16 protein-coding genes are annotated in these 22,517 nt (G+C 38.9%); 6 read left to right on the plus strand and 10 right to left on the minus strand.

Annotation, left to right across the window (positions count from 1 at the left end; all coding sequences use genetic code 11):
* Nucleotides 1-20: 20 nt before the first annotated feature.
* The 6 genes from FBD94_RS02440 to FBD94_RS02465 form a co-directional block, all read right to left on the minus strand.
* Nucleotides 21-1,250, minus strand: coding sequence for a zinc metalloprotease (locus tag FBD94_RS02440; protein ID WP_136878934.1), 1,230 nt, complete (start codon nt 1,248-1,250; stop codon nt 21-23).
* 16 nt (nt 1,251-1,266) lie between these two features.
* The gene (locus tag FBD94_RS02445; RefSeq protein ID WP_136878935.1) at nt 1,267-2,688 is read right to left on the minus strand and encodes a RagB/SusD family nutrient uptake outer membrane protein; all 1,422 of its coding nucleotides are present in this window, start codon (nt 2,686-2,688) and stop codon (nt 1,267-1,269) included.
* A 14-nt stretch (nt 2,689-2,702) separates the two neighbouring features.
* Nucleotides 2,703-6,209, minus strand: a complete 3,507-nt coding sequence (locus FBD94_RS02450) for a SusC/RagA family TonB-linked outer membrane protein (RefSeq protein ID WP_205945826.1) — start codon at nt 6,207-6,209, stop codon at nt 2,703-2,705.
* A 246-nt stretch (nt 6,210-6,455) separates the two neighbouring features.
* Nucleotides 6,456-7,565, minus strand: a complete 1,110-nt coding sequence (locus tag FBD94_RS02455) for a FecR family protein (RefSeq protein ID WP_136878937.1) — start codon at nt 7,563-7,565, stop codon at nt 6,456-6,458.
* A gap of 60 nt (nt 7,566-7,625) precedes the next feature.
* Nucleotides 7,626-8,219 carry an RNA polymerase sigma factor gene (locus tag FBD94_RS02460; protein WP_136878938.1) on the minus strand — a complete coding sequence of 198 codons (594 nt, stop codon included), beginning with the start codon at nt 8,217-8,219 and terminating at the stop codon, nt 7,626-7,628.
* Nucleotides 8,220-8,324: 105 nt separating this feature from the next.
* Entirely contained in the window at nt 8,325-9,101 is a 777-nt protein-coding gene (locus FBD94_RS02465) for a hypothetical protein (RefSeq protein WP_136878939.1), read from the minus strand.
* Between the two features lie 123 nt (nt 9,102-9,224).
* On the opposite strand from FBD94_RS02465, the gene FBD94_RS02470 reads away from it, so the two are divergent.
* Nucleotides 9,225-9,617, plus strand: a complete 393-nt coding sequence (locus FBD94_RS02470) for an RNA recognition motif domain-containing protein (RefSeq protein ID WP_136878940.1) — start codon at nt 9,225-9,227, stop codon at nt 9,615-9,617.
* A gap of 35 nt (nt 9,618-9,652) precedes the next feature.
* Here the strand turns inward: FBD94_RS02470 and map are convergent, their stop codons facing one another.
* The gene (gene map / locus FBD94_RS02475; protein ID WP_136878941.1) at nt 9,653-10,411 is read right to left on the minus strand and encodes a type I methionyl aminopeptidase; all 759 of its coding nucleotides are present in this window, start codon (nt 10,409-10,411) and stop codon (nt 9,653-9,655) included.
* A 113-nt stretch (nt 10,412-10,524) separates the two neighbouring features.
* Between map and FBD94_RS02480 the strand changes: the two genes are divergently transcribed.
* From FBD94_RS02480 to FBD94_RS02500, 5 genes are all read left to right on the plus strand, one after another.
* Nucleotides 10,525-11,370 carry a helix-turn-helix domain-containing protein gene (locus FBD94_RS02480; protein WP_136878942.1) on the plus strand — a complete coding sequence of 282 codons (846 nt, stop codon included), beginning with the start codon at nt 10,525-10,527 and terminating at the stop codon, nt 11,368-11,370.
* Nucleotides 11,371-11,490: 120 nt separating this feature from the next.
* Nucleotides 11,491-14,661, plus strand: coding sequence for a chemotaxis protein CheB (locus FBD94_RS02485; protein ID WP_136878943.1), 3,171 nt, complete (start codon nt 11,491-11,493; stop codon nt 14,659-14,661).
* Between the two features lie 200 nt (nt 14,662-14,861).
* Complete coding sequence (locus FBD94_RS02490; RefSeq protein ID WP_136878944.1) at nt 14,862-15,431, plus strand: DUF1579 domain-containing protein; 570 nt, start codon at nt 14,862-14,864, stop codon at nt 15,429-15,431.
* Nucleotides 15,432-15,546: 115 nt separating this feature from the next.
* Complete coding sequence (msrA, locus tag FBD94_RS02495; protein WP_131611038.1) at nt 15,547-16,038, plus strand: peptide-methionine (S)-S-oxide reductase MsrA; 492 nt, start codon at nt 15,547-15,549, stop codon at nt 16,036-16,038.
* A gap of 63 nt (nt 16,039-16,101) precedes the next feature.
* Entirely contained in the window at nt 16,102-16,518 is a 417-nt protein-coding gene (locus FBD94_RS02500) for a (R)-mandelonitrile lyase (RefSeq protein WP_136878945.1), read from the plus strand.
* A 14-nt stretch (nt 16,519-16,532) separates the two neighbouring features.
* Here the strand turns inward: FBD94_RS02500 and FBD94_RS02505 are convergent, their stop codons facing one another.
* From FBD94_RS02505 to hepC (FBD94_RS02515), 3 genes are all read right to left on the minus strand, one after another.
* Nucleotides 16,533-18,470: a KUP/HAK/KT family potassium transporter gene (locus FBD94_RS02505; protein WP_131611036.1), complete on the minus strand. Its 1,938-nt coding sequence runs from the start codon at nt 18,468-18,470 to the stop codon at nt 16,533-16,535.
* 77 nt (nt 18,471-18,547) lie between these two features.
* Nucleotides 18,548-20,524: a heparin-sulfate lyase HepC gene (gene hepC / locus FBD94_RS02510; protein ID WP_136878946.1), complete on the minus strand. Its 1,977-nt coding sequence runs from the start codon at nt 20,522-20,524 to the stop codon at nt 18,548-18,550.
* Nucleotides 20,525-20,529: 5 nt separating this feature from the next.
* Nucleotides 20,530-22,509, minus strand: a complete 1,980-nt coding sequence (gene hepC, locus FBD94_RS02515) for a heparin-sulfate lyase HepC (protein ID WP_136878947.1) — start codon at nt 22,507-22,509, stop codon at nt 20,530-20,532.
* Nucleotides 22,510-22,517: the final 8 nt, after the last annotated feature.

A 22,517-nucleotide genomic window follows, 5' to 3' on the forward strand; every position in this document is an offset into this window, starting at 1 on the left:
TTTATTTATGTGTTCGTGTTTTAATGTTTGGTAAAAGCCCAATTACTCTTGTAGGCCCATCGGTGTGGACAATATTCGGTAACCATTCGCATGCGGCTTACCTGATCCATTGAAATTGTATTTTGATAGGTGGCATCATCCATAATATTTACTGATAAAAACGGCATTCCTTCTAGAGTTTTCTTTAACCTGGAATTTCCAAGGTTTGTATTAGAGTAGAAATTGGTGTAAACGAAGGTATCATCGCAATAGTCTTCTTTTTTTGATTTAGTTTCAATCAGACCGAAGAATTTTCCTATCTGAGCGCTATAATATACATCCTCAACGCCGAAGGCTCGGGCTTGATAGACCAGACCTATATCTGTCATCGCATAAGCTGCAGCATTAATTGTTGGTTCGTCAGCTTTGGTAAAGGTAAACCCTTTGATCTTGTTCAGATCTGCCGGTTGCAAAATATACTTAGGAGGTTTTGCGTTATTGCTCCAGGTGTCAATGATCCATATATTCAGGTATTTTTTATAATCCCAGCAAATGTCAGGGTTGGTCAGTAGATTTGCTTCTTTCAACAACGAAAGCTCTTCTGGTGACAATGAATAGCGGTTAATGCCTTTTTCAGCCATTTGCTTTCCTTGTGGATTATACTCTGCCATACGAAAGCGAATTTTTGTATCAGCGCCATTTGGGCTAAACACCACCTGTCTTGCAAAGGTTCGGTTAATCTGCTCTATTGCATAGTTAATGACATCCGAACCAACGCCCTGTTTCATATCAACAGTATTTTTATTTTGTATCACATGAAATACAACAGGATATTCGATCACCTGATATTGACTATCGGCAAAAGGTGCCCTGATTTTTATAGTCAGTAAGGCTGATTTAATACCATCAGCTATCGCGTAGAATTTCAGTTCTGGTTTTGACAGATCTGAAGTGGTATAGCCTACCCCCTCTATTGATGTTCCATCTTCCATAAAGTATTTTACGGAGCCAGGACGTACCCGATCAGCTTTTATCAACGCGTCTACGTCTGTATCAACACCACTCGGATCTTTGTAAGAATAGGTGCTGTAAACCTGCGGATTAAAGGATAAGATGGATTTTCCATCTGCAATAAGTTGTGTATGGTCTGCTAAGAGTTCTACCTTGGTTACTTTATAGTCAGCCATTTCGAATCGCTCAGTCTTATCTCTTTTGCAGGAAATGAAAATAGCAGAAGATAGAAGAAGAGATATCAATAATTTTATTTTCATGATTATTTAGTTTTAGTTATAGCCATCCAGGATTTTGAGAAATTTCTTTATTATTTTCAATTTCAGCGTAGGGGATCATAAAAGTGTATCTCCAATCATCTTTTTCCAACTTAAATGTTCTTCCTCCTACGGTTCTTTCGTAGCTTTCGCCCATACGTTTCATATCCAGCCAGCGCATATCACCTTCAAAAACAAATTCCCTTTTCCTTTCTTTATAAACCTCTTGTAGTAATTCATTCTTTGTAGCAGGGACATCAATAACTCCTGTGTAACGGGCTTTTTTGAAAGTAGTCAGCGCATCTATTGCACCATTCAGATCATCCGACATGGCCAATGCTTCGGCTTTGATCAGGAAGGCTTCAGCCAACCGGAAAAGAGGAGATACATAGATACTTTGTTCATTAACACCCAGATAATTATACTTATTAACTGTTATAGAAAGTGAAGGGAGAGGAGTCGTTTCACTGTAAAACATCGTTTTGCGTATATCGTTATTTCCATAGAGCTGAGTATAATAACTAACAGATGGTTGTTTATCAGCGTGGTAGATGTTGTATAAGCCGTATATATTATACCTTAATCTAAATCCAGATTCAGGATCATTCGTTAACGCAACCTTGGCGCAATCAAATACATCCTTCAATTTAGCCGGATTTGATTCCAGAATTCTGTTGGCAGTAGCTTTTCCTGCAAATAATGCTGCATTCTTCCAGTCATCTTGCTCAGCTGCGCCAGATGCTGCCTTATAGTGATATACTCTTGCATATAGCCGGTAAAGAATGTCTTCAGAATAAAGAATGTTATAGCCCGGGCTGGGTGGCGTACGTTTCAAACAAGCTGCTGCTTCATCAAGGTCTTTAATGATCTGATGATAAACCTCAATCTGTTTACCTCTTTTTAAACTTACCTGAAAAAAATCCTTGTAAGTTTCTATAGATAGCGGAACGCCCAGGTCATTATTTTTATAAGGCGAAAAATATTGGACCAATTTTAAGAAGTTGTAGGCCCGGTGCATAAACACTTCACCTCTTACAATATCCCGTAATTGTTCGCTCCCTTCCGCTGTCGATGATTCATTTAACAGCAGATTCATAAAACCGATCCCCGTATAAAGTGTATTCCACCTTGATGCTGTTCCTTCATCTTTCCAGTCAAGTCTTCCGATCACATCATCGGTCAATTCCTTATCCCCCCAATGAGACAGATCCCATTCATCAGTATAATTCACAATAGTTGCTTCTACTCCCTCAAAAGGAGTCCAGGGAAGGCTATTGGCACCACCTCTTTCTTTTACATTGTATAAATATCCGGCCAGTGATTTTTTGATACTTTCCATATCATTCATAGAAATCACATTCTTAGGTGTTACGTCCAGAAATTTATTACAGGACACTAGTATTACCAGTAATACGAGTAACCAAATTTTATTGTATTTCATCTCTATATAATTTATTATAATCCCAATGAAAGATTCAACATATACACACGTGGGGTAGGGTAATTAAAAGCACCGCCCTTCGTTGCATCCAATCCTGTATAACGGGTAAAGACATAGGGGTTATTTACCTGTAAGCCTATACGACAAGACTTTATCCCTGTTTTATTAAGGAACTCACCCTTTATGTTATAGGTGAGCACAATGTCACGGAATGACAAATAATCACCTCTTTCATATTTATCATCTGTTACAAGCGTGAGATAGGTGGTACTTGAGCCCTGATAACGGGGAACATTTGTAATATCTCCCACACTTCTCCAACGATCCATGGCACTTTTTAGGCGATTGGTTTTTGAAACAAACACTTCGCTCAGCTTGTTATAGCCGGAAGGTGCATTTTTACGTTCGTTAAATGCTTCCAGTAAAAATCCTGTAGCATAGGAAAATCCAGCTCTCAGTTCAAGACTTTTCCAGGTCACAGTAGAAGAAAATCCGCCATTGTATTGCGGCATCAACGAGCCTAAATAATGCATTGACTTCCTAAATACTTTTTCACGCATATCACTTGTCAGCGTTTTGTCTTCTGCATCAAATTTATCCGATATCTGGCTGATATCCTTACCCTGGGCAGTAGCCAATAGCTGTCGGGAAGCATCCGATAGGTAAATCATAGCACCTCCTGTTAGCGGACTCACTCCGGCAAAATCGTACCCAAAAGTAGCACCAGTTGCGTAGCCTTCAATATTGTCTGAGCCGCCTTTCCAGTCAAGGTCATTCAAACTCTTCCGGTACGCCTTTGTAATCATGTTCTTATTCTGGCCGATGTTAAATGAATTGATCCACCTTACATTCTTTCCAAATTTTAAACGGAAGTTGATATTTGCATCCCAGCCTGTGTTGTTAAGGCTCAACCCGTTTATCTGAATAGATGATCTTCCATAAGAGATAGGCGTGGTTAAACCACCCATAAGATCCCGAATGTTATTGTTGTAATAATTTATCGAGCCTCCGATCACATTTTCAAATAAACCAAAATCGAGGCCTATATTTCTATCTTCCTTTTTTTCCCATTTGATGTTGGGATTGGGAAAACTAACAGACTGTGCAGTATATTCATCATTATATCGGAGTGCGCCGAGAAACACCAGTGGAACCGGATAAGCACTTCGGTCAATATTACCGGTATAGCCATAAGACAATCGCAGGGCCAGATCGGAGATCACTTTGACCTTTTTCAGGAAATTTTCCCGCATGATATTCCAGCGTGTACTGGCAGACCAGAGGGGGGTAAAGCGACTAGCAGATCCAATGGTAGAAGCACCGTCAAATCTTGAGTTGATGTTGAAGACGTATTTATCTTTAAGCGTATAGGTAAATGCAGCAAAGAACGATAGCGATCTATCCTCAGCAACTGCGGTTCCACTCAATCCACCTAATTTGCTTTTCATGTCAACGTATTTCACATCTGCTACATAACTAGGCATGGAAACAAAGCGGTACAGCTCATCATACTCCACAAACTTGTGAAAACTGTTATTGGAATTGCTACTTGAAAGCTCCGTTCCGGTAACCAGTGAAAAAGAATGATCAGCAAGGTCGTCGTTATTATAACTCAACAGGCCTCTCATAGCAACGGCACTTGTACGGCCAGAGCCTTCTTTTAGGTAGCCATTGTTGTAGCCATCTGGCAATTCCAATCCCGTAACACCACCAGAGAAATTACCTGAAAAGGAGGAATAAGTACCTGCAGCTGCAAAGCCTTCTGTGTTGTTTGTGCTGTAAGTAATTGAGCCCAACACATCCGCTTTAAGTCCTTTTAATACTTGATACCGCAAACCTAGTCGCGCAGTTAGATCAGAAGCGATGGATTGATTACCTGTTTCGCTTAGTTCGCGTAAGATGTTGAATTTATCATATACAGCTCCAAAATGAACCACACTGCGGTTATCACCCAGGTAAGAAGCGTCTCTGTAATAATTTCCATTTTCATCAAATGGTTTTTCGTAAGGGTTTGCGAAGACCGCATATTTAAAAGGATCCACAGCTGAATTTGGAGAATTGTTTTTTCGGTACGTTCCGTTAAGACCAAAAGTGATGTCAAACTTTTCTGAGGGGCTATGTACAATCTCTATCTTGGCACCTAACTGATTATATTTGTTATGCTCTAAAACACCTTGTTGGTTGTTGTAATTAAATGAGCTGAAATAACTGGTATTTCCTGCACCGCCCCGCATAGATACCGCATGAGATTGTGATCTGCTTGTTCTAAAAATAACATCAAACCAGTTGGTATTGATTGCTCTTAACTGATCCATTTGGGCTTCATAAGCTTCCTTGCTCAGGTAGCCATTTTGGTATTGGGCATAAATTTTTGAAACTGTACCGCCTTCCCATGCCTTATTCAGATCATCCATCAAATCTTCCTCAAATTTTATCTTCTCAGCACTATTCATAAAATTGAGGTTAACAGATGGAGCTTCTCCAATACCATAACTACCATTGTAACTAATGTTAGTTTTTCCTACACTTCCTTTTTTAGTTTTGATTACGATTACACCGTTTGCGGCTCTTGCTCCGTATATCGCGGCAGCGGCAGCATCTTTTAGAATCGTAATGGATTCAATATCTGTAGGGGATAGGTTGGCGATGCCATGATCCAGGATAGATTCCTGAATATTTCCGGTATTAATTACATTGATAGAGGCCACACCGCCCTGTAATGGCAATCCATCTACTACCCATAGTGGCTCTTTATTCCCGGAAATGGAATTGTCACCTCTGATGCGGATATTGGAACGTACGCCTGGTGCACCGCTTGTCGAATACGAATACAGACCTGGTACTTTTCCTTCCAGAATCTGATCGATGGTTCTAAAAGAATTATTTTCTAATTCTTTGGCCGTAAGTACGGTAACTGATCCGGTTACACGGTCTTTCCTGATTTCCTGATAACCAGTTACGACCACGCCATCCAGTTCTCCGGTCGACAGTTCCAGTTGTACGTGGAGTACTTTGCGTGTACCGGGCTTTACTTTATAAACTTTATAGCCTACATAAGTAAAGATGAGTTCAACATTTCCATCTGGGATTTCAATGCTGTACTTGCCATCTTCATCCGTAATTTTAGCAGTTTTTGCTCCGGCATATCTAATGTTTACTCCAGGCATTGGTTTACCGGCTGCATCAGTAACTTTTCCTGTAATGGTCATAGTCAGCTGTTGAATGGCTAGTTCCTCTGCACTCAGCTTTCTTCTTTTAATCAAAATGCTGTTATCGCTGATTTCATATTCAAAGGGCTGGTCCTTAAAACAGGCGTTCAATACCTCTTGCAACGAAGCATTTACAGCGGTAACATTTACCCGTTCTGCTTGTTTGATCAATTGGGTACTGTAAACGAAGTCATAGCCTGTTTGCAGGCCTATTTCTCTGAACACCTCCTGTAGTTGGATATTTCTTTTAATGAGGTTGATTTTTTGGGCATTACCCGCTATGCTTACTTGTAAAAGAAAGCCTGTGAGCATTATAATGGTTAGGTTGATCCGCATTATATATTTTCGCTTGTCTATTTTTTGGATTCGGGATAAGACCGAATGGACCAAATAAAAATTCATATATTTGAATTTAGGCCCGCTGTATTTGATGCAAGGGGCATGGTTAAGATTTGGTTGATTGGTATTTAAGCATGTTAATCAATGATAATTTAAACCTGCAACCAGGGGTGGGCTCAATCACTCCTGGTTAATGTTTAATTACCGAAATAAGTAAAGTTATTGCATAACGGTAATCCTCCTTCCTTCAATTTTAAAATGTACATCTCCAGTTGATTCTAATAATTTAAGTGCTTTTGAAAGCGGTCTGTGAATAGATATTTTCCCTCCAAATGTGGTGGTTGTGATCGCTCCTTTATAGGTTACGTCAATGTCGTACCAGCGTTCCAGTTTGCGCATAATACTTTGAATGTTTTCATCTTCGAAATTGAAAATCCCTTCTTTCCAGGCAATTTCTGATTCCGTGTTGACAGTATTCACCAGGAGTTGTCCTGACCTTAAAACCGATTGTTCTCCGGGTTTAATTACTTTGTTGACTGAGGCGTTATTCGTGGTTCTTACCCACACACTTCCTTCAAGCAGGGTCGTTTTTACGACCAATTCATTGTCGTAACTATTGATGTTAAAATGTGTGCCCAGTACTTCTACTTCTTGTTGTTTGCTCAATACTAAAAAGGGAAGGGCTTTGTTTTTGGCGACTTCAAAGTAGGCCTCACCAATTAACTCTACCTTTCGCTGCTTTAAGTTCGCAAAGCTGGCGGGGTATTTCAGTTTTGATTCGGAATTCAACCAGATTTTTGTGCCATCAGGCAAATTAATCTGATACTGTCCACCTCTTGGTGTCGAAATGGTATTGAAAAGAGTAGCATTAGCTGTTTTTTGCTCAGCTTCCTTTACCTGGTATATCAATTGCCCATCTGCCGTTTTTGTGATCTCGATTCCCGCCTGCATAGCCAGTTTTCCATTTGTTGCGTCGGTTAAGGCAATTTTTCGCCCATCAGCCAGGGTTAATACTGCTTTGTAACTACCTGGGTCAATATCCTGATTAACTACTGCGTTGTTTTTTTGAAGAAACAGGAAGAATGTGCCAGCAGTAACGATCAACAATATACTTGCTGCTGCAGCCAGTGGGAACCATAGTTTTCTGGTCTTTGGCTGTTTCAGATCTGCACTCACTATACTGTTTAGTTCACGGTCCATGACCGCGTCAAACTGTGCATCAAGTTTTCCTGATCGGGTTAAATCAATAAAAACTTCCAGTTCATCATCAGTAAGTTGTTTGTCTAAATAACGTTGTATCAGCGTTTGATAAAAATCTTTTTCTTCCATATTGAGGGCTTACAAATAGATAGACTCTAAATGCGCCCACCAGGGTACCTGAATTTTAAACTATTTTAATAAAAGTGCGAGAAATATCGCCAGCGGTATACCTAAGTCCTTTTTAACCGATTCACCAAGGGTTTTCATGGCATTGACCATGTGTTTTTTTACTGCATTTCTCGATATCCCTAATTCAATGGCTACCTCTTCGTAACTCCGTCCATGCTCACGACATTGTATGAAAATTTGTCGGGTTCTTTGAGGAAGTCCTGTCAAAATTCTTCTGAAATAGGCTTCGTATTCTTTATTTTGAAATTGTTCTTCTACACTGTTTTTATCTTCCTTAAATTCTTTAATAATTACCGACATGGCGGTGTCAGACTGCAGTGTTTTTTTTAAGGTAGTAAGGGTGTGGTTTTTGGCTATAGTAAGCAGGTAAGCTTTTAAGGATTGAACTTCGCCTAATTTGCTGCGGCTATCCCAAAGCTTAATAAAGGCTTCCTGGGTTAAGTCGGCTGCCATTTCCTCAATATGAACGAACTTTTTTACATAACCATATACAAGTAGTTTGTATCTCTGATATAGTGTTGCAAATGCATACTCATCTCCGGCAACAAATTTAGCAGCCAGTTGTTGATCGGAAATTGAAGTATAAAGATCCATGGTTAATAATCTGCTCTAAATGATGAGCGGATAATCAATGTTAATGAAAATTAGTTGAACTACCAAGCTGGCTCTACCCTTAGGCTGGAAAAACAGTTAGATGGCTCAAAGGAAATTACGCCAGCCTGTTTTCACAAAGTCAAATCGTTTTAAATCTTTATTGAATTTAAGGAAAACCTCGTTGCCATAAAAACAATCGCTATTTTCTTTTTTATTCACGTAATAACAAGATACGCTGATTATGCTCGGATCGGAAAGGTCGTAGGTGAACATCCCCATTTCTTCTTCCGAGATCACTGATTTACATTTTTCACTGTTATTTTTAAGCAGTAAGTTTCCGGGTTTTGCTCCGATTAGATTATCGACGCTTATAGCCTGGATCTGCTGACCCTTCACTTCAAATGCGTTAATATCATTTCCATCACCTACCATGTCGTTCGTGATTACGATGTAGTGATTTTCTGCCAGTTTGTATAACGATGCAGTCCAATTGCCATCTACTACGTTTATTTCAATATAATTGGGCGTTAATTTATTAATTGCGGTGTAGGTTTGTATGGTATCAGTAAACTGGTTGTTAGCTGCCAGACTGCGCAGCATTTCCTCCCGTTCTTCTTTTTTCCATTCCCAAGTTGCCAGGGCGCTATCGGGTAACAGGGGTAGGATGCCCAGAATCTCCCTGTTTTTCTGGTAATCTATTTTAATGACTTCTGAATATTTGGCTCTTGCTTTAGTGCGCTGCAATGTATCGCTGGCAACAGCAGCAGAATCAATTGTGTTGTGTACGGAATCAGATTTTTCACCTTGTTGAGCGGTTTCTGCGGAATTACAGGATGCAAGTAGAATTAAAAAGCTTAACAGGACGAAGTAGTGTGTTTTCATAGCAAGAGCGATGTTTAAATTAGGCCGTTAATTTAGATATAAAATACGGTATCTTTGCAAGCCTTAGAGAGATCTAAGACTTCTTTGCCTTCTGGCAAGAAGACGAATTTTTCAAATACAATCATGATTAAATTATTTGTAGTGGGCTACCCACTAGATATACAAGAAGCCGACCTGATGGATATATTTAGCATCCATGGGGCGATACACAGTATAGAATTACTGAGAGATAAAGTGACCCAAAGACATAAAGGTTTTGGTTTTGTCGAAATGGAGGATCAGGCAGACGCTGACAGAGCTATTGCCGCTGTAAATGGCATGGTGTTAAAAGGTAGGAAGATTCGTGTTAAACTAGCCGATGAGGATAGAGCAGAGCGACCGAGGACATTTAAGACAAACCATTTCCATTCTCAAGAATTACAAGGCAATGCAAGTAGTGATGCAAGCAACACTGAGTCGTTTAAAAATAAACGTCCTAGAAAATTAATGTCAAATACATTCAGAGCAGAGAATTAAGCCTGTTGTCAGCAGCGAATTTAATTGAACAGTTTTTATATCCCATTCGCTGCTGTCAAAATTATCGGTTTGTCTGAGGTTATCAATATTGTATGTTCATGTTGGGCTACAAATCCGCCTTTATCACCTACAAAAGCCCAACCATCTGATCCCTTTTCAATAAATGTAGAATGGGTGGAGATAAATGTTTCAATAGCAACAACAGAATCCTTTCTAAATCGCCTTTTATCATAACGGTCGCAATAATTCATGATCGCATCAGGTTCTTCATGTAAGCTTCGGCCAACGCCATGACCAGCTAAATCTCGAATAACAGTATATCCTGCTTTTCTGGCCGTGGTTTCTATCAGTTTTCCAATATCAGCAATTTTTACTCCACCGCTAATTTGAGAAATTGCTTCAAGTAATATTTCTTTTGAAGTATCTACCAGATGTTGTAGACCCTGAATATCTTCTCCAACAACAAATGAGCAGCCATTATCAGACCAAAAGCCACCTAACTCTGCAGATACATCAATGTTGATAATGTCTCCATTTTTCAATATGACTTTACCTGATGGTATGCCATGAGCAAATTCATTGTTGACACTAATACAGCTATAGCCAGGGAAACCATAGGTTTCAAATGGAGCAGACTTTGCACCAAAGGCTTCTAATATTTGTCTTCCGTACTCGTCTATATCTTTTGTGGACATGCCTATCTGGGTATATGCGCGCATTTTTTGTAAGGTAAGCCCCACAGCGTCGCTCACGCGCTGCATACCAAGCAATTCTTCTTCCGTTTTTATAATCATAAATTAATATCAATCAGTTTTTTGCAAAGTTAGGGGCATTTAAATTGAGCTCATAGTAAATATTAGACATCTTATTATTCGCTAGCCATTTACATTTCCCGTAAATTTGCAACATGCCAATAAATTATCTGGAGAAGATACAATTAGGGGAATTTAATGAGGAGGGTTACAGAATTAGTCCATCTAAAGACTTAGCATCTATTATCGAGGGATTTTATGTTTTCTGCAGAGACTCAAAGCATGATACCCATCTTATTTTTAATGATGGCTTTCCCGTGCTTGTCTTTTTGCAAAGTTGCGAAGATACGATAACGGTAACGGGAGAAAACGATACATTCGAAATTAAAGGGGCCTGGGCAAGTGCTGGCTCAATCAAAAATGTTTATATAAAATACAACAACAATACAGATCAGGTTTTTATAATTAGGTTCCATCCAGGTACTTTCTATCAGTTGTTTGGTTTAGAAGCTCAATACTTTAGATATAATCCAGTTGTTCCATTTGAATCTATTGCTAAGCACATTAACTTCAGTATTAACGAATTTTTTGAATCCAATTCTATTCAAGAAAAAGTGGCATTTGTCGAAACATATGTTCAAAATTATTTTAGGAAGATAGATACTCCTGAAATTTTACATAAAACATTAGATTATATCCATAAAATAAAAGGACAAAGCACTGTTCGAAATGTGACAAATGATGCTGGCGTAAATTATAAATGGCTGGAAAGAAGTTTTGTGCAGCATATTGGACTTTTGCCTAAAGAGTATATTCAACTCCAACGCTTTATTCATGCGTACCTTGAATTGGTTGGAAGTGAGGATGTCGATTTGATGCGAATCGCAGTATCAAATGGATACTACGATTCGAATCACTTTCTAAAAGATTTTAAAACCTATACCGGAAAAACCCCGCTAGGGTATTTGATTTTCAATCAGAGACGGGTTGCTAGCAAATAAGCTGTGCAGGGATCGAGATTTCTATATATACTTCGAAATTTCTCATTTTCAATAATATAGTCGTATTTTTGATTTCCATATTTTCTATACCAGAAGCTATTTTAATAACTTTCATTTCAAATGACAAGAGAGCCAGACCATATTATTGCCATTGGTGCCTCTGCAGGAGGTATGGAAGAGATTAATTCTTTTTTTGATCATACTCCTCTAGATGGTGTTTCTTATATAATTATTCAGCACTTATCTGCGGATTTTAAAAGCAGAATGGTTGAATTACTAAGCCGGCATAGTAAGCTTGTGGTAGAAGAGGCTGAAAACGGCACTAAAGTTAAAAGAAATCAAGTTTATCTTATTCCGAGCAATAAGTTTATGACCATACAAGACAATACGTTGTTTTTGACGGATAAACAAAAGACCAAAAGCCCTCATCTGACGATCAATACTTTTTTTAATTCCCTTGCTGCAAATTCCGGTGAAAAATCTATCGCAATAATTTTGTCCGGTTTAGGCTCTGATGGTACGGAAGGCATAAAGGCTATTAAAAAAGAGGGTGGTATGGTGATGGTACGCAATCCTGAGACTTCAGAATTTAGCAGTATGCCGTCCCATGCTTTAGCTACAGGAATAGTAGATTTCATTTTGGAACCCGAATTAATGCCTGGCGCAATTGAAGATTATGTAAAATACGGAATGGAGCTATTAGCTGATCGTTCAGATGATAAAAAAAATCTGGCAGCAATTGTTGACTTGATCAAAGACAATTCACCTCTTGATTTTTCAGATTATAAACAAGCAACTATCCTAAGAAGAACTAAAAGAAGGGCACTTTATCATAATTGCACTTCGCTTGCAAATTACCTGAATTTTCTAAAAACAACACCCGAAGAAGTAACCGCGCTTTCTAGAGAGTTTCTAATCAGTGTGACTTCATTTTTTAGGGATAAAGAAGCATTTGACTTCATACAAAGTAATGTATTACCTGAAATACTTAAAAGACTCAGCCCTGGCGAAGAATTGAAGATGTGGGTGGCTGGCTGTGCTACCGGCGAAGAAGTGTATTCCCTTGGCATATTGATTGCAGAGCAGTTAACAGGAAAATACAAAGATACCGTTGTCAAGATTTTTGGAACCGATATTGATAATTCCGCATTAATTCATGCAGCCAAGGGGATTTACAGTCCGGCCATTGAAGGAAATATGTCTCCCCAACGGCTTCATAAATACTTTTTAAAAGAAGGCAAAAACTATAGAATTAAGCCAGAGATCAGAAAGATGGCGATTTTTGCCCAACATGATTTGGTAAAGAACCCGCCATATTGCAATATGCATTTGATCAGTTGTAGGAACCTGTTAATCTACATGAGCCCAGTTTTGCAGAAAAAAACATTCACTATGCTGCTTTTTGGACTTAAAACGGAAGGATACTTGTTTTTGGGTTCCAGTGAAAATCCAATGCCAATTATTAAAAAATTGGAAGTTGTCAATAAAAAATGGAAAATATATAAGAGCCTTGAAACTAAACGGACGATAAGCCTGGATGCATTTTCATTGCCAGAAATGGATTTAAAACGTAGTTCTTCTTCATTCTCACAAGAACACACGATCAAAGAGGTTTCCAATACGTTGACTGAAACCATGAATGCAAGCTTGGCGGAAGTACTGGACTACATGGCTGTTTGTATTGATGAGCATAACCGGGTCTTAAAGTCTTATGGAGATACCACAAAATATCTTCTCCAAAAACATTTTACTTCAAACCTCGTGGAGCTTTTGCCAAAGCCACTGCTAATAGCCTTTAATACCATAAGTAAAACGGTTTTAAAAACAAATGAAAGTACTACTGTTCATGGAATAATAATTAAACGTGGACAAACTACCGTTAAAGTATCGCTTTCAGTGGCACCCTTACCTGTTAAAAAAGGAGAACAAAGGTTCCTAATGGTTGCAATTAGCGAGGATAAGTTGGTTAACCCTGCGGGGGAAGAAGGTCTTGTATTTGATGAAAAAACGTATCTGAATCAATACACTTTGAACTTGGAAGAGGAATTGAAGGAGCTAAAAGATAAGCTTCATTCGGCCTATGAAAAGCTTGATTCTTCTGCTGAAAATCTCCAATCCTTTAACGAAGAATTGATTTCTGCCAATGAAGAAATGCAAAGTACCAATGAAGAGATGCAATCGGTAAATGAAGAACTGCATACGATTAATTCGGACTACCAGCTGAAGAACAAAGAACTGTTGGATGTTAATGACGACTTGAATAATTACTTTAGAAGTAACATCAATGGGCAGTTATTTATCGATAGTGATCTACTGTTAATGAAATTTTCGCCAGGTACGGTAAAGCAAATCAATCTTCAGGAATCTGATATTGGCAGGCCGATCAGCCATATTTCTACCAATATAAAATTTGAAACTATTTTAGAAGATATTAAACAGGTAATTGCCAAAGGAGATATCATCACCAAAGAAATTGAAACCAATAACGGCAAATGGTATCAGATCATGACGATGCCTTATATCCAGGAGGTTAATCATAAAAAGAAGGGCGCAATCGTCACTTTTAATGATATTACCGAATTAAAAAAGACACAACTTGAGCTAGATAAGAAGAATGAAAGCTTATTACGTATCAATGCTGATCTTGATAATTTCGCAAATACTGCTTCTCATGATCTGTTGGCCCCATTAGGTAACATTGAAGTGAGTATTAATGTCATGAACCGAAAAGTAACGGATCCGGATTTAAATAAGTTTTTAATGATCATCAATTCCTCGGTTAAAAAATTCCGGGAGTTAATCAACGATATTGCCACAGTAGCGAAATTAGAAAGCGACATGATGGAAATGGTTAATATCGAGGAGATTATCAAAAATATAGAGTGGAGCTTAGACAATAAGATCAAATTATCAGGTGCGGTGATTACCCGAGATCTTGAAGTTAAAGAGGTCTTCTTTTCAAAAAAGAACTTAAGGAGTATCTTATTTAATTTGATATCAAATGGAATAAAATTCCAAGGTAACCTGCCTCCTGTAATTCATATCCATACCTCAATGGAGGATAATCATATCGTCTTAACCGTACAAGATAATGGCAGAGGTATGCGTAAAGAAGGGCTTGATCATATTTTTGATATGTATGGTAGACTTCATCAGGATGTAGAAGGTCGCGGCATTGGGTTGTACCTTGCTAAAAAAATCGTAAATGCAGCGGGTGGAGATATCAATGTTCAAAGTGAACCAAATAAAGGCAGTAAGTTCACCATCCAATTAAAAATGAATATCAATTGATAAATAAGCCTTAATAATTGATGTCGAGTTAACACTGCCTTAATGAAGGGCCTTTACCTTTGTAGTATAAATATTTGGTTAGTATTTATAAAGTTTAGGTTTAGTTGATATTGAAGAGCTCAGATGGATGTCGGAGCTCTTTGGCATTATAGACTTTTTTTTTCGTAAATTTAGGTAAGGGAAAACTAATTCTATTTGATATGAAAAAGTTAACATTATCTGTTATGGCTTTGCTATTGCTAGCCGTAACCACTGGTATTAAAGCTCAGGACGATGCCATGATGAAAGCCTGGCAAGCCTATATGACTCCAGGCGATGTACACAAAATGATTGCAAAAAGTGATGGTGCCTGGAATAGTGAGGTAACCACATGGATGAAACCAGGTGCTCCACCAGAAAAAAGTAAAAGCGTTTGTGAGAATAAGATGATTTTGGGTGGACGATACCAGCAGTCTACTCATAAAGGTACGATGATGGGGATGCCATTTGAAGGAATGAGCCTTCTAGGCTACGACAATGCTAAAAAAACATTTACCTCTACTTGGATAGACAATATGGGTACAGGTATAATGGTGATGGACGGAACTTGGGATGATGCAACAAAAACCATTAATTTTAAAGGGAAATGCGTTGATCCCACTACTGGCAAGGATATGGATGTTCGGGAGGTATTTAGACTAGTGGATGATAACAATCAATTCTTGGAGATGTATTGTACTACCGAAGGTAAGGAAATGAAAACCATGGAAATTAAATTCAGTAGACGGTAATGAAAAACGGATACAGCCAATAACAATATTGTTATTGGCTTTTTTATGTAAAAGAAAAATGGCTTGCCGTTTACACAATAGCGCTGTACCTTTGGGTTATTAAAAGAGAATTGATATGAATACTGAAAAAGCCATTCTGGCAGCCGGTTGCTTTTGGGGAGTAGAAGAATTGATCAGACATTATCCAGGTGTCATTTCAACGGTAGTTGGATACACTGGTGGGGATGTACCTAATGCGACTTATAAGAATCATGGAACACATGCTGAAGGTATAGAGGTCATCTTTGATCCTGCACAATTATCATATCGTAAACTCCTCGAATATTTCTTCCAGATTCATGATCCATCGACACGAAACAGGCAGGGAAATGATATCGGGACTTCTTATCGTTCGGCCATCTTCTTTTTGGATGAGCAGCAACAAGAAACAGCAAAAGCTTTAATCGCAGAAATGGACGCTTCGGGCGTATGGCCAGGAAAAATTGTAACGGAAGTTGTTCCTGCAACTGATTTTTGGAATGCCGAAGTGGAGCATCAGGATTATTTGCAAAAGAACCCGAACGGATATACCTGTCACTTTGAAAGACCTGATTGGAAATTAAGCTAATACTTAATTCTATATTGCGCTATAGCGTAATTATTGTTTACTTTATATCAAAGGAGAACAATTATGGAAATTAAACGCAGCGGTTCACAACCTTCAGGTAAAGGTCCCGCAGAATATTTTACCGGATCAGTAAGAATTGACCCCTTGATTAATCCACCAGGACCATCCCGCGTAGCGATGGCACTAGTCACCTTTGAGCCCGGAGCACGTACGGCATGGCATACGCATCCCTTTGGGCAGACCTTGATCATTACCGCAGGCTCGGGTTGGGTGCAACATGAAGGCGATGTAAGACATGATGTTCACCAAGGCGATGTGATATACTTCTTCCCGGGAGAAAAGCATTGGCACGGCGCTACAGATATTACAGCGATGAGCCACATTGCCATCCAGGAAAAGTTAAACGGATCACCAGTAGATTGGATGGAGCAAGTGACAGATGATCAGTATAACAAAGTTATATTTGACCCCGAACATTAAAAGTAAAGTAGGTTTTACTTGATCCTTTTCATATGAATAGGATCTGGAACATCCACAATCAATGGAACCTGCTCTACACTCACGAAACTTGAATCCAGTCCGAAACCTTTTCTTTCTGAAATACTCATTAGCTTAAGGATTCTATGGTAAGCAATTGTTAAACGTTCTATAAAGTGAAGGCTGCTCGAGTTAGATAGAATTTTCTCAATTACTACAAAACGAAAATCGCCAGGTATTTTTAAGGCCTTTAGTGATTCATACTTACTGGTGATGTCAATTTCGCCACTTTTTACCAATTCCTCTACTACTTTTCTAAATAGGACATTTATCCGTTGCTCAACTCTGAAACCTAATCTAAAGTCTATTCTGATCAGTTTCTCTGGTATCATATGGTCCACTTCATACTCCATTGTATAAGGCTCATCCGTTACATCCACATGGAGCAACCAATATACATCAGCTCTTTTTGGGTGCTTTTGGATAATCGAGTAAATCACCGAAGATTCAATCTCCGTATTGAAGTTTGCACTGGTTAAGTAAACCAGATTGGAAGCGTATTTAGCTATCGTATGATCCGAGCTAATGTTTTTAATTACAGGGTAGAACTCTTCGATATCGACAAACTTCATGTATCTGTTCCTGATTCTGCGACCATTGTACCAAGTCCACATCACAGAGAACAACACCGTACCCAGAATTACTGTAAACCAGCCACCATGAAGTATTTTCGCCGCATTTCCAGCAAGGAAGGTCAATTCAATAAATCCATATATCGTTAGAAATATCGCGATCAGGTATTTCGGGACTTTTTTCCTTAAAAGGAATACAGATACCAAGATTGTAGTCATGAGCATGGCCACTGTAATCGACAAACCATAGGCCGCTTCCATGTTTACCGATTTTTGGAAGATCAATACCACAACAATACATCCGCTCATTAATATCCAGTTCATAGAAGGCACATAAAGCTGACCTTTCTGCTCACTTGGGTAATTAATTCTAACCTTTGGCCATAGATTTAACCTAACGGCCTCAGCAATCAACGTAAATGAGCCAGAAATAAGTGCTTGACTCGCAATTGCAGCAGCAATGGTTGCTATCGCTATTCCATAGATCAGGAACCAACCCGGCATCAATTGATAGAATGGATTTACATCCCCCAGGTGGGTTCCCTGTAGTTTCCACAACCATACACCTTGCCCCATATAATTTAGAACCAGACAGGTCTTAACATAAATCCAGCTGATTCTGATGTTCGAGCGTCCACAATGACCTAAGTCAGAATATAAAGCTTCAGCTCCCGTAGTGCATAAAAATACCGCTCCGATAATTAAAAATGCCTGTGGATTAGTGGTTAGTATATGATAAGCATAATAAGGATTAATAGCCTTTAAAATCTCAGGAAGTTCCATAATGTGTGCAAAACCTAAAACCGCGATCATGGTAAACCACAGCCACATAATAGGCCCGAAGGCTTTGCCTACCAAGGAAGTTCCGAATTGCTGTAAAACAAAAAGAAAGATAATGATAGCCAGTACAATAGGTACTGTAGGTAAATCCTTATAGATTAATCCGAGACCTTCAATAGCGGATGAAACCGTAACCGCAGGGGTCATTATACCATCAGCCAACAATGCTGCCCCACCAATCATGGCAGGTATGATTAACCATTTTGCTTTCCGCTTGACTAAAGAGAATAAGGAGAAAATCCCGCCCTCACCTTTATTGTCAGCCTGTAAAGTTATGACAACATATTTAATGGTGGTTTGTAAAGTAAGCGTCCAGAAGATGCAGGATAGCCCCCCTAGAATAAGGTCTTGTGTAATTAGTCGCTCACCAATGATGGCTTTGAAAACGTATAGAGGAGAAGTACCGATATCCCCGTAAATGATACCTAAACTAATTAATAAACCGGCAGCACTTAATTTTTGGATGTTTTTATGATGACCCATTACACATTAATAATAATGCGGTAAATGTATAAAAAAAAAGCAACCCTGAAGGTTGTCTTTTTTTATTATAATTTTTATTAATTCAGCGTTGTTTTTATCTCCTGTTGCTTTCCATTAATGGTAAGGCTAATGTTGAGCTTACCTTTTTCAAAATCATTACCCGCGTTTTCTTTAATGCTGATATTTGGCGTTTTCTCGCCATCAAAAGGGTAAACTATACTCACAAAATTCTGTGTCTTATCATCCTTTTTAAGCTTTTCAAATGCAAAAGCAGGTCTAGATAGTTCCTTGGCGTAAACATAAGATACTTTACCTTCCTCTTCAGTAAGTGTTACCTTATCACTATTTAGCGATTGGATCAATAAGTTGTTTCCATCACTATAAGAAGTGTAAACCCGGTTTTTTGACTTGTCAAAAACAGCTTTACTATCCTCTTTCAGTTGCCAGTGTACACCCAGGTTTCCTGTAGCCTTACCGATCGCACGATCAATAACTAAAAAGTATTTGTGGTTGATGAAAAGTACACTACGCTGATGATTAAGCTCAGTATAACTAGGGTTGGTATAAGTAAGGATATCCAAGTTTTTACCAGTTTCCCATTTGTCTTGTTGTGCCTTGGTAATCATCATATTTTGGTTATCAAGCGTAAGTGTGCTATGTATACGAGTTTGCCGATACCAGTTTCTTAGTTTCATAATAGCTGCGTCTCCACTGTATACAAATACGCCGGCATCTGGTGTAAAGTTTCTACCTTTTACAAAAAGTTCGAAAGTTCCATTATCTGGTTGAGCATGGAATTCTCCCGGAGGACTTGCTTTTAGCACCATAACAGTCGCATTTTTATCCCATCCACTTCTAAACGTATAAAACCCCGAAGTGCTCAATGCTTTAGATAAAAAGTTAGGGGCTTCACCTTCCTTATCATCCGTAGCAAAATACTTTATAACCTTATTTGCCGGGAAAACTTTACTCCAACTTGCAAACTGATTCATCCTGAATTTTTTATCCGTAAGCCAGGAATCACCAAACATAGGGGTGTTGTAGTCTGGCAACGTAATGCTAATTACGGCCATAATCATATTCTCTACGGTTTGTACATAGGATTGCGGAAATTCTTTTTCCAAATTTACACGCTGTGCAGCGCTGTAAGCTTTTAAGAATATATCAATGGCCGCTACGTGGTAAATCGGAGAGAGTTCAAACTGCATTCCGTCTGCAAACACCTGTTTTTTAATTTCGGTGTTTAGCACGGTGATACCAGTTTGTCTCCATCTTTGTGAATTTTTAAATTCTGGAAATGACACACCGGCAAACAAAGTACGTTGTGCTTCAAATAAACGATGATTTCCTACTTCTGCAAAATTTTCAGATAAATAATCCGCCTGCTGATGGTAGCTTTTTAAAAACTCCATCAAAAAGGCAGGGCTGAAATTAGGGGAGTTTACAAACAAACCAAAAGTAGGAGGTAGGCTTTGGACTCTGTCCGAAACTTCTAGTGCACGCCATACAAATCTATCGTTTTCCTTAGATAGGCCTAATGGATTTTTTCTAACCCAATCGCTATATTGGCATATCCATTCTTTAGCATATCTTTCATCGGTTGTAGCGTGATAAACTAGTGCCATTGCCTGCCACCATTTTACACGGTGCAGCTGCCAGCGTACCTCATTATCTTTTACCGGCCACATTTGCCAATTGATGTCTTGGCCATAATCAAAAAATCCATATCCCTTGTGGGGTTGAAATTGGTGGACTAAAGCCTTGTCTGCCATTTCTTGTGTAGCCTTGTCTATAGGTTGGTTTAAATCTGCCGGCTTCTCTGCATTACTGAAATCTGGTGCTTTAACTTTGCTTTTTTTTCTGTAATAGGCCAGCAATTCTTTAGCGGCATCCTCATATTTGCCGGCTGTAAAAAGTTGATTTGTTTTTTCAAGGCCTGGATAGGAAAGGTTGATGGGCTCAAAGCTCTGTTTTGTGATCTGAATATCTTGGGCCTTGCTAAATACTGCGCAAATAAGCAGACTGCAAAGACTTATGGTTTTTTTGAGTTGCATATTGATTATGGGTTTAAATCCTGTTTAATGGAATTGATTTTTCCATTGATGTTAATGGTTATATTGATTTTGCCTGAGGCAGGGTCGTGACCCGCGTTTTCCGTAACTTTTATCTGAGGTGCCGAACTGCCTTGATAAGGATACAATACAGAAACAAGACTTTGAACCTTATTGTCGCTCTTACGTTTTTCAAATACAAAGGCAGGTCTGGCTGTTTCTTTTTGGTATTGATAAGATACGAAGCTTTCTTCTTCCTTTAAACTAATTTTGTCCTTGTTTAGTAATTGGATTAAAAGATTATTGCCATCAGGATAGTTAGTTATTATGCTGTTTTTGTTATGGTCTAAAATAGGCTTGCTATCTTCTTTTAACACATAATGAATGCCTACATTCCCCGTTGCTGTTCCTATTGCTCTATCGATAATGAGGAAGTAGGTTTGATCAACGAATAAAAATGTACGTTGATGGCTCAGTCCAGTATAACTAGGGTTAGTATAGCTTAAAATGCTTAAGTTCTTTTCCGTGTCCCATTTGTTTAATTGGGCTTTATTAGTCAGGTTGGCATTGTCCAGCGTAAGTGTCTGATGTGCTTTAGTAGATCGGTACCAGTCCCTTTTTGTGTTTGCCTGGCCGCCAACATTGGCATACACAAAGCTACCTGCATCCGGGGTAAAATTGCGGCCTTTTACCCATAGTTCAAAAGTGCCATTATCTGGGTGGGAGTGGAACTCTGCGGGTGGACCAGCTTTGATCTGCATTACAGTTGATTTTGCATCCCAACCGTTTCTAAATGCATAAAAACTAGCATTAGGTAAGCTGCTGCACAGTTCACTGGGTTGCTTGCCTGAAGCGCCATCAGTAGCGTAATATTCAATCGCCTTGTTCTCAGGAAAAACCTGAGCCCATACTTTGTAGCTTTTAAGCATGACTTCTTTGTTGGTTAAAAACGCATTGCCATATAGTGGGAAAGTATAGTCAGGGAAAGAATATTCGCCAACGGCAGTTACCATTTTTTCTACCAGGTTGCGGTAGCTTTCTGGAAATTCATTTTCAGCGCGGTTCAGTTTGGCAATCTGCAAGGCATCTAAAAATATTTTTATCGTGCCAATATGGTAGGATGGAGAAAGCTCAAACTGTAGGCCATCAGGTAATACTTGTTTCGAAATTTCATCATTTAAGACCGCAATGCCGCTTTTGCGCCAGTCCGCGGCTGCTTTCATTTCAGGGAAAGCACTGCCTGCGTACATCAGGTGCAGGGCCTCATACAAGCGGTGGTTGCCAATATCAGTATAATTAGCGACTACGTAATTGGCCTGCTCGTTATATGAATTTAAAAACTCCATTAAAAACTGTGGACTAAAGTTTGGCGAGTTTAAGAACAGGTTAAAATAGCCACTCCAATGGTTTAACCTAAAGGAAACCACAAAGGCTTTCCATGCATATTCCTTATCATCAGGATAAGCGCCCTGTTTATTTTTTTTGATCCAGTCGCGTACTTCAAACGCCCATTCTTTGGCATATTGCTCATCCCCTGTACCACGATATACAATCCCCAGTGGCTCCCAAAATGCAGTACGGTGTAAAAACGTAGTGAGCAATTGGTCTTTTACTGGGCGATATTGCCAGTTGATGTCTTGGCCATAATCATAAGCCGGATAACCCTTATGGGGCTTAAATTTATGAAGTAAAATATCATTGGCCAGATCCACCGTGTTCTGATTTACTTTTTTACCGGCAAACCTTTGTGCATCACCAACATTAAAATCAAGATGTTTCACACCTGTCCGGTTGCGGTAGTATTTTAAAAGTTCATTGGCCGCATCGTTGTATTTACCCGCTAAGAAAAGTTTATTGGTTTTTTCAAGACCAGGATAGCTCAGATTAATATTGTCAAAGCTCCCTTTAGAAATACTAGTCTCTTGCGCGTAAATTACTTGACAACACAGTACTAAAACAGCTAGTAGAACAATTCTCTTTAGTTTCATTAGAATGG

Source organism: Pedobacter hiemivivus (assembly GCF_005144565.1).
Classification (GTDB): domain Bacteria; phylum Bacteroidota; class Bacteroidia; order Sphingobacteriales; family Sphingobacteriaceae; genus Pedobacter; species Pedobacter hiemivivus.